Origin of the sequence: Nocardia ignorata NBRC 108230 (genome assembly GCF_001612905.1) — a bacterium.
GTDB lineage: Bacteria > Actinomycetota > Actinomycetes > Mycobacteriales > Mycobacteriaceae > Nocardia > Nocardia ignorata.
This window is the reverse complement of record NZ_BDBI01000033.1, coordinates 63,692-70,785: the sequence shown is the minus strand read 5'-3', so window position 1 is coordinate 70,785 and position 7,094 is coordinate 63,692. Positions and strand designations below refer to the sequence as shown.

At 65.1% G+C, this 7,094-nt stretch carries 5 protein-coding genes; 4 read left to right on the top strand and 1 reads right to left on the bottom strand.

Features of this window, described 5'->3' with window-relative positions; genetic code table 11:
• Positions 1-1,515: acetate--CoA ligase (gene acs, locus NI2_RS26265; RefSeq protein ID WP_067495882.1), on the bottom strand; the 1,515-nt coding region annotated here is incomplete at its 3' end.
• Positions 1,516-1,847: 332 nt separating this feature from the next.
• On the opposite strand from acs, the gene NI2_RS26260 reads away from it, so the two are divergent.
• From NI2_RS26260 to NI2_RS26245, 4 genes are read left to right on the top strand one after another with little or no spacing between them, the layout of a single operon-like run.
• On the top strand, positions 1,848-3,473 hold the full coding sequence (locus NI2_RS26260) for a peptide ABC transporter substrate-binding protein (protein ID WP_067495879.1): 1,626 nt from the start codon (positions 1,848-1,850) through the stop codon (positions 3,471-3,473).
• Positions 3,474-3,533: 60 nt separating this feature from the next.
• On the top strand, positions 3,534-4,460 hold the full coding sequence (locus NI2_RS26255; protein ID WP_067495936.1) for an ABC transporter permease: 927 nt from the start codon (positions 3,534-3,536) through the stop codon (positions 4,458-4,460).
• On the top strand, positions 4,453-5,382 hold the full coding sequence (locus NI2_RS26250) for an ABC transporter permease (protein ID WP_084476813.1): 930 nt from the start codon (positions 4,453-4,455) through the stop codon (positions 5,380-5,382). The genes NI2_RS26255 and NI2_RS26250 overlap by 8 nt, the downstream gene beginning before the upstream one ends.
• The gene (locus tag NI2_RS26245; protein ID WP_067495871.1) at positions 5,379-7,046 is read left to right on the top strand and encodes an ABC transporter ATP-binding protein; all 1,668 of its coding nucleotides are present in this window, start codon (positions 5,379-5,381) and stop codon (positions 7,044-7,046) included. Before NI2_RS26250 ends, NI2_RS26245 begins: the two co-directional genes overlap by 4 nt.
• Positions 7,047-7,094 lie beyond the last annotated feature (48 nt).

Sequence of the window (7,094 nt, the reverse complement as noted above, 5' to 3'; positions counted from 1 at the left end):
ACCGGCGAAGTACCAGCCCTGCTCGGCGTAGCGCTCCCAGTAGGTGGACCGGTAGCGGTCCATATCGCCCCAGATGCCGCGCAGCATCGACGGCCACGGCTTGTCGAGCACCAGGTACCCGTTGGCCTCGGTTTCGCCGAGCTGCACCGCCTTGCCTTCTTCGTCCACGACCTTCGCCGAGATGCCGGGCAGGGGGCGCATGGCGGCGCCGGGTTTGGCGTCGGTGACGCCGGGCAGCGGCGAGATCATGATGGCGCCGGTCTCGGTCTGCCACCAGGTGTCCACGATCGGAGTCTTCTTGTCGCCGAACACTTCCCGGTACCAGCGCCACGCCTCGGGATTGATCGGCTCGCCGACCGAGCCGAGCAGACGCAGGCTGGTGAGGTTGTGGGCGTCCGGGATCTCGCGCCCCCACTTCATGAACGTTCGGATCAGCGTCGGCGCGGTGTAGTAGATGGTGACGCCATATTTTTCGATGATCTCGAAGTGGCGATGCTCATTGGGGGAGTTCGGGGTGCCTTCGTAGACGACCTGGGTGGCGCGGTTGGCCAGGGGCCCGTAGACGATGTAGCTGTGGCCGGTGACCCATCCGATGTCGGCGGTGCACCAGTAGACGTCTTGTCCGGCCTTGTGATCGAAGACGTTGTGATGGGTGTAGGCGGTCTGGGTGAGGTATCCGCCGCTGGTGTGCAAAATCCCCTTCGGCTTCCCGGTGGTCCCGGAGGTGTAGAGGATGAACAGCGGATGCTCGGCCGGGAACGGCTGCGCCTCATGTGCGGGCGAAGCGGCGGAGACGGTTTCGTGCCACCACAGGTCACGTCCGTCGGTCCACGGCACCTCGGTCCCCACGCGGCGCACCACGAGCACATGCTCCACCGACGACGGCACATCGCCCTTGGCGGCCAGCGCCTCGTCGACAGCTTCCTTCAGCGGCGCGGGCTTACCCCGCCGCCACTGCCCGTCGGTCGTGATGACCAACCGCGCCTGCGCGTCGTCGACCCGCTGACGCAGCGCGCTCGGCGAGAACCCGGCGAACACCACCGAATGCGTGAGCCCCAGCCGCGCACACGCCAGCATCGCCACGATCGCCTCGGGCACCATCGGCATGTAGATGGCGACCCGGTCACCGGCGACAAGCCCGAGTTCGGTCAGGTAGTTGGCCGCGCGCGAAACCTCCTCGAGCAGTTCCCGATAGGTGATCGCGCGCGAATCGCCGGGTTCGCCCTCCCAGTGGATGGCCACCTGGTCGCCGTGGCCGTCGTGAACATGGCGGTCGACGCAGTTGTAACTAATGTTCAGCTCGCCGTCGGCGAACCAGCGCGCCACGGGTGCGTCGTCCCAGTCCAGGACCTGTGTGAAGGGTGTGTGCCAGTGCAGGCGGCGCGCCTGTTCGGCCCAGAAGCCCTCGCGGTCGGCGTCGGCCCGCTCGTAGAGTTCGGCACCGGCATTGGCGGCAGCCGCGAACTCGGCGCTCGGCGGATACGAATCCTGATGTCCTGCAGCGGTTTCGGTCATGTCGATGTCAGCCTCACATGCCTGGTGCGGTCGGGTCGGTCGCCAGGGCGCAGCCGTGGCACCTCGACAGTAACGAACGTGTCCGCCCCCTCGTGAGCGTTGCGTGAGCTCGGTTTCCGAGACGTTCAGTGGGGCTTGATTCATCCGGTGAGTTCGCGGACAGGGCGGGCGATCCCGGGCTATCGTTTTAGATCAACCGTTCAGCTGATGGTTCCGAGAATTGTTCATTTTTTTCTGTCGAACAGGAAGGGTTCGGCAATCTTTTCCGCGTATTCGACATGTAACCGTAGGGATACATGTGACGCGGAAGATGATTGCGCCCCCTTCACGTCATGGAAGCGAACCGGGAGAGATCGTTGAGATTCATCAGAGCGACCGCGCTGATCGCGGCGGGACTCGTGGCCACAAGCCTCGGTCTCACCGCGTGCTCGTCCGATGACAGTGCCGATGCGGCCATTGTCACCACCAATGCGGGAGAGCCACAGAATCCCCTGGTACCGACCAATACCAACGAGAACATGGGCGGTCGCGTGGTCGACCGTTTGTTCGCGGGCCTGAAGTACTACGACGCCAACGGCGAAGCGCACGACGAGATGGCCGAGAAGATCGAGACCACCGATCGCAAGTCGTATCGCATCACCATCAAGCCGAACTGGAAATTCACCGACGGCACCACGGTCACCGCCGAGTCCTTCGTCGATGCCTGGAATTACGGCGCGCTCGGTACCAACGCGCAGTTGCAGGGCTACGCGTTCAGCCAGATCGCCGGTTTCGACGAGGTGAATGCCGAACAGCCCAAGGCGCAGACCATGTCCGGCTTGAAGGTGGTCGACGACCGCACCTTCACCGTGGAACTGAAGTCGCCGTCGATCGACTTCGAGAGCGCCCTCGGTTACGCGCCGTTCTATCCGCTGCCCGAGGTGGCGTTCAAGGACATGAAGGCTTTCGGTGAGAAGCCGGTAGGCAACGGCCCCTATGCTTTCGAATCCTGGGAACACAACGTCAAGATCGATTTGAAGCCCAACCCGGATTACCCGGGCGGTAGGCCCGCCAAGAACAAGGGCCTGCGCTTCGTGATGTACCAGTCCTACGAGACGGCCTATGCCGATCTGCAAGCAGGCAACCTCGATGCGCTCGACACCATTCCCGACAGCGCACTGAGCACCTACAAGAGCGATCTCGGCGACCGCGCGATCACCAAGCCGACGGCGCAGAACCAGCACATCGGGATCCAGTCCAATGTCCCGCATTTCGCGGGTGCGGAGGGCGTGCTGCGTCGCAAGGCCATCTCCATGGCGATCAACCGGCCGCAGATCATCGAGAAGATCTTCAACGGCCTGCGTAACCCGGCACGTGATTTCACCGCGTCGACACTGCCCGGCTTCGACGCGAACCTCCCGGGCGCCGAGGTGTTCGAGTACAACCCGGAGGAGGCCAAGAAGCTGTGGGCCCAGGCCGACGCCATGTCGCCGTGGGCCGGTTCGCGCTACACCATCACCTACAACTCCGACGGCGGCCACCAGGCCTGGATCGAAGCGGTGGCCAACAGCGTGAAGAACACCCTCAACATCGACGCCGTCGCCAATCCGGTGCCGACGTTCAAGGACGTGCGTGACGCGGTGAACGCCGAAACCATCGGCACCGCTTTCCGTTACGGCTGGCAGGGTGATTACCCGACGATGATGCAGTTCCTCGGGTCGAACTACTACAGCTACTCCGAGACCAACAATGTCAACTACAACAACCCCGAGGTGGACCGCCTCTTCGACGCCGCCATGGCCGCGGCGACGAAGGAGGAGTCCTACAAACTCATCGGGCAGGCACAGGCGATCCTGATCCGGGATATGGCCGATATCCCGGTGTTCGATTACATCGCCGCCGCGGGCCGTTCCGATCGGGTCACCAAGGCCGAACTCGCCTGGAACGGCCTGTTCGACTTCGAGAACATCGAGAAGTAACCACTCGCCGCCGGGCCGGGTCACGAAAAGTGGCTCGGCCCGGCCGTTTCCGGAGGAATGATGACTTGGTACATACTCCGGCGCCTGCTCCAGATGATCCCGGTGTTCCTCGGCGCCACGCTGTTGATCTACGCGATGGTCTTCCTGATTCCCGGCGACCCGATCAAGGCGCTGGCCGGTGAAAAGGCGCTGACCCCGGCGGCCGAGGCGGCGTTGCGCGCCCGCTACCACCTCGATCAGCCGTTCATCATGCAATACCTGCATTACCTGCAGGGCATTCTCACCCTCGACTTCGGCACCTCGTTCTCCGGCAGACCGGTGCGCGAGGAACTCGAACGCGCCTTCCCGATCACCATCAAACTGGCGTTTCTCGCCGTGCTGATCGAAGGTTTCTTCGGCATCCTGTTCGGTTTGATCGCCGGATTACGCAAGGGCAAACTGTTCGATTCGACGATGCTGATCGCGAGTCTGGTGATCATCGCGCTCCCGGTGTTCGTCGTCGGTTATCTCGCGCAGTTCCTGCTCGGTGTGAAATGGGGCATCGCACCGGTGACCGTCACCGGGAACGCCAGTATCGGCGAACTGATCGTCCCGGCTTTCGTGCTCGGCTCGCTCTCGTTCGCCTACGTGCTGCGCCTGACGCGAAACTCCGTGGCGGAGAACAAATCCGCCGACTACGTGCGCACCGCAACGGCGAAAGGCCTCGGCCGCCGGCGCGTGGTCACGGTGCATATTCTGCGCAATTCGATGATCCCGGTCGTCACCTTTCTCGGTGCCGATTTCGGTGCGCTGATGGCGGGCGCCATCGTCACCGAGGGCATCTTCAACATCCCCGGTGTCGGCGGAACCATGTATCAGGCGATCATCCGCGGTGAGCCGCCGACGGTGGTGTCGTTCGTGACGGTGCTCGTTGTGCTCTTCCTGCTGATGAATCTGGTCATCGACCTGCTCTATGCCGCGCTCGACCCGAGGATCCGTTATGCATGACAAGCAATCGCATTTCGTGGCCCCCGCCGACGAGGTGGAGGTGCTCGCCACCGACCGCGTGCTCGACGCGGGCACCCCGACCAGCATCTGGGGCGATGCGTGGCGGCGGCTGCGGCGCAACCCGGTATTCCTCGTGGCCGTCGTGCTGATCGTGCTCGTGCTGCTGGTCGTGGTGTGGCCGTCGCTGTTCACCAGCCAGGACCCGCGCCATTGCCTCGGCGAATTCGGCATGGACGGGCCTCGCCCCGGTCACCCGTTCGGTTTCGACAAGCAGGGTTGCGACATCTACGCGCGCACCATCTACGGCGCCCGCGCCTCGGTGACCGTCGGCGTCGGCTCGGCGCTGCTGTTCCTGGTGGTCGGCGGGGTGCTCGGCGCGCTGTCGGGGTTCTACGGCGGACTGCTCGACACCGTCGTCTCGCGCATCGCCGAGATCTTCTACGCCATCCCGATGGTGCTCGCCGCCATCGTGCTGCTGCAACTGCTCCGCCCGGCCGGGATCGCCACGGTGATCGCGATCCTCGTCGCGTTCACCTGGCCGCAGGCCGCGCGCATCGCCCGTGGCGCGGTGATCGAGGCCAAGAACAGCGAATACGTCACGGCGGCGAAGGCGCTCGGTGTGTCGCGGTTCGGCACGCTGATGCGGCACGTGCTGCCGAACGCGGCGAGCCCGCTCATCGTCGTGGCGACCATCTGGCTCGGCGTCTTCATCGTCACCGAGGCCACGCTGTCCTACCTCGGTGTCGGTCTGCCGCCCGACATCGTGGCCTGGGGCGCCGACATCTCCCGTGCCAAGTCCGAGATCCGTACCTCGCCGATCCTGTTCTACCCGGCGACCGCGCTGGCCATCACGGTGCTGAGCTTCATCATGCTCGGCGACGCGGTGCGCGACGCGCTCGATCCGAAGGAGCGCACCCGATGACCACCGAACCGCTGCTCGAAATCCGCGATCTGGAGGTGAGTTTCACCTCCGACGGCAAGCCGGTGCCCGCCGTGCGCGGGGTGAATCTGACCGTCTACCCCGGGCAGACCGTCGCCATCGTCGGCGAGTCCGGGTCGGGCAAGTCGACGACCGCGCACGCGATCATCGATCTGCTACCCGGCACCGGCAAGGTGACCGGCGGGTCCATCCGGTTCGAGGGCAAGGACCTCACCAAGGCCTCGGCCAAGGAGATCGTCGCCGTCCGGGGCAACGGGATCGGCCTGGTTCCCCAGGACCCGATGTCGAACCTGAACCCGGTGTGGAAGATCGGCTTCCAGATCCGGGAAACCCTGGAGGCCAACGGCATCGCCAAGGGTGCGGCCGCGCGCGAACGGGCGGTGGAACTGCTCACCGAGGCCGGGATGACGGATGCCGAGCGGCGGGTGAACCAGTACCCGCACGAGTTCTCCGGCGGTATGCGCCAGCGCGCGCTCATCGCGATCGGGCTGTCGTGCAGGCCGAAATTGCTCATCGCCGACGAACCGACCTCGGCGCTCGACGTCACCGTGCAACGCCAGATCCTCGGTCACCTCGAAGAGCTCACCACCGAGCTGGGGACGGCCGTGCTGCTCATCACCCACGACCTCGGCCTGGCCGCCGAACGCGCCGAACACCTCGTGGTGATGTATCGCGGGCGGGTGGTGGAATCCGGTCCGGCCCTGCAGATCTTGCGTGACCCGCAGCACGCCTATACCAAGAAGCTGGTGAATTCGGCGCCCTCACTTGCCGCGCAGCGGATGTCGTCGTCGCGGCAGCGGGCGACGGTGCGCGACCGTGCCGTCGAGGTGGCCGCCACCGAGGCGCTGCCCGACACGGTGCTCGACGTGCGAAACCTCACCAAGACGTTCAAGATTCGCGGCAAACGACCGTGGCAGTCGACGGCTTTCACCGCCGTCGACGACGTGAGTTTCTGCGTGGAACGCGGCACGACCACCGCGATCGTCGGTGAGTCCGGCTCGGGCAAGTCGACGATCGCGCAGATGGTGCTCGGGTTGCTCGAACCGACGGCAGGCTCGGTGGTGTTCGACGGTCAGGAGGTGTCGTCGCTGGACAGCAAGGGCGCCTTCGCCTTCCGCCGTCGCGTGCAACCGATCTTCCAGAACCCCTACGGTTCCCTCGACCCGATGTACTCCATCTTCCGCACCGTCGAAGAACCCCTGCGGGTGCACAAGATCGGCACCGCCGCCGAACGCGAGAAGGTGGTGCGCGACCTGCTCGACAAGGTGTCGCTGCCGTCGTCGGTGCTGCGGCGCTACCCCAACGAGCTGTCCGGCGGGCAGCGTCAGCGGGTGGCGATCGCCAGGGCGCTCGCGTTGTCGCCGGAACTGGTCGTCTGCGACGAGGCGGTGTCCGCGCTCGACGTGCTGGTGCAAGCACAGATCCTCACACTGCTCAACGATCTGCAAGCCGAGCTGGGCTTGACGTACCTGTTCATCACCCACGATCTGGCCGTCGTCCGGCAGATCGCGGACAACGTGCTGGTCATGCGAGCCGGGAAGGTCGTCGAATCGGCCGCGACGGACGAGGTGTTCGCTGCGCCGCGGGAGGAGTACACGCGGGATCTGCTCGAGGCGATTCCGGGGCGGGAACTCTTGGCTGGGTAGTGGTGTGCGTCGGCGGGCATCGGCGGCTGGATAGCGATGGTTGTCGGC